This is a genomic window from Oleiphilus sp. HI0066 (assembly GCF_001635725.1).
This window is the reverse complement of the sequence record NZ_LWFH01001619.1, coordinates 1-1327: the sequence shown is the minus strand read 5'-3', so window position 1 is coordinate 1327 and position 1327 is coordinate 1. Positions and strand designations below refer to the sequence as shown.

3 protein-coding genes are annotated in these 1327 nt (G+C 43.4%); all 3 read right to left on the bottom strand.

From position 1 onward, the window contains the following. The coding region (locus A3738_RS25440; RefSeq protein ID WP_156504494.1) for a hypothetical protein at positions 1–348 on the bottom strand (348 nt) is incomplete at its 3' end. A gap of 90 nt (positions 349–438) precedes the next feature. Continuing rightward, on the bottom strand, positions 439–615 hold the full coding sequence (locus tag A3738_RS31535; protein WP_156502747.1) for a hypothetical protein: 177 nt from the start codon (positions 613–615) through the stop codon (positions 439–441). Positions 616–762: 147 nt separating this feature from the next. Then, complete coding sequence (locus tag A3738_RS31530) at positions 763–1233, bottom strand: SDR family NAD(P)-dependent oxidoreductase (protein ID WP_197472162.1); 471 nt, start codon at positions 1231–1233, stop codon at positions 763–765. Positions 1234–1327: the final 94 nt, after the last annotated feature.

Sequence of the window (1327 nt, the reverse complement as noted above, 5' to 3'; positions counted from 1 at the left end):
GCTAATGCGCTGGAAAGGACTGCTGATGCTATCAACAGTATTAGGCTGAGCCTGAAGGTTAAGTTCGAATGAAATAAGCTCTATAGAGTTATTCGTTTGAGGACAGGTTTCACATTGGCAGTCATTTCCTCCGTGAGAATGATCTAATCCCGCAGAAGAGTCACTATCGGATGGTGATGAAAACTGTTCTTCATGGCAGTCTTCTGACATGGATGGTTGCGACATATCCATGTCATGCATAGCGATAGATTGATTGTCAGCCTCTTCAAAGCAGCATGATGTAGCTGCGCTCACCACATTGGCAAACACCAAAAACAACACTGACAAAACAACCACAATCTTTCTCATTGGAGCAACTTACCAACACTAATAAGCCAGGTCTAGTATTCCAATCAGCACCAAACAATATTTAAGACACATTTGGCAAAATCGATGCCGCTAATCAATCAGCATGTCTTTTAATAACTGATACAGCTTTACACACGCGTCTTTGTCTTGTGCATCAACATGCGGTGGACCGAAATCACCAATATCATTATCGAAATACTGACCACTTTTTACGGCAAAAGTTTCATCAAGCACTGAGCGAACAATGATTTCTGCCCCAATACTCATGTCATTCCCTGCAATCCCAAAACCTGGCTAGACCATTTTGCTTGCTAATAACGACCCGGGGTTTAACGCAATAACAGTAGGCCCACTCTGACCTAATTGATCAGCGAGAGCACGAGACCACATCGTGATAGCAAGCTTGCTCTGCACCTAAGCTTGCATGGCATTACTAGTCCGTGAGCGACCACACAGGAGAGATTCATCGATAGGGGACTGTGCCGCTGAGGACAAATTAACAATGCGGCCATTGTTTTGGATGATTGGAAGCAAGCAGTGCGTTAAAACAAAAGGGGCAGAGGTATTCACAGCAAAACGCACATCAAAATCATCCTCCGTTCGCGTATCTAATGTTTTTAATATACCGGCATTGTTAATGAGCACATCAAGATAGCTATGGCTGTTTAATACAGCTTGAGCAAAATCCTTAGTCGCCGACACACTCGACAAATCGGCCTTATAGACCGATACGTTCGTATGAGGGTTAAGAGATAGAAGAAGATTGCTCGCAGCTTCTAGCTTCTCTGGACTTCGACCATGAATCAGCAGCTCAATACCAAGCTCTTGCTTTTGAATAAACAGCTTGACGGCCTCGAGCCAAATGCCATCTGTATCGCCGGTGATAAGTACTTTATTAACAGATCCTCTTACGCATTCCCTTTATCATATTCACCAGCCGAGTTCAGATAGATGATTAGTGAGTGTATAAACCAATAAA

Excerpts from the sequence above, each read along its gene's own strand:
- A3738_RS31535 (WP_156502747.1), bottom strand. The coding sequence starts at position 615 with ATGAGTATTGGGGCAGAAATCATTGTTCGCTCAGTGCTTGATGAAACT.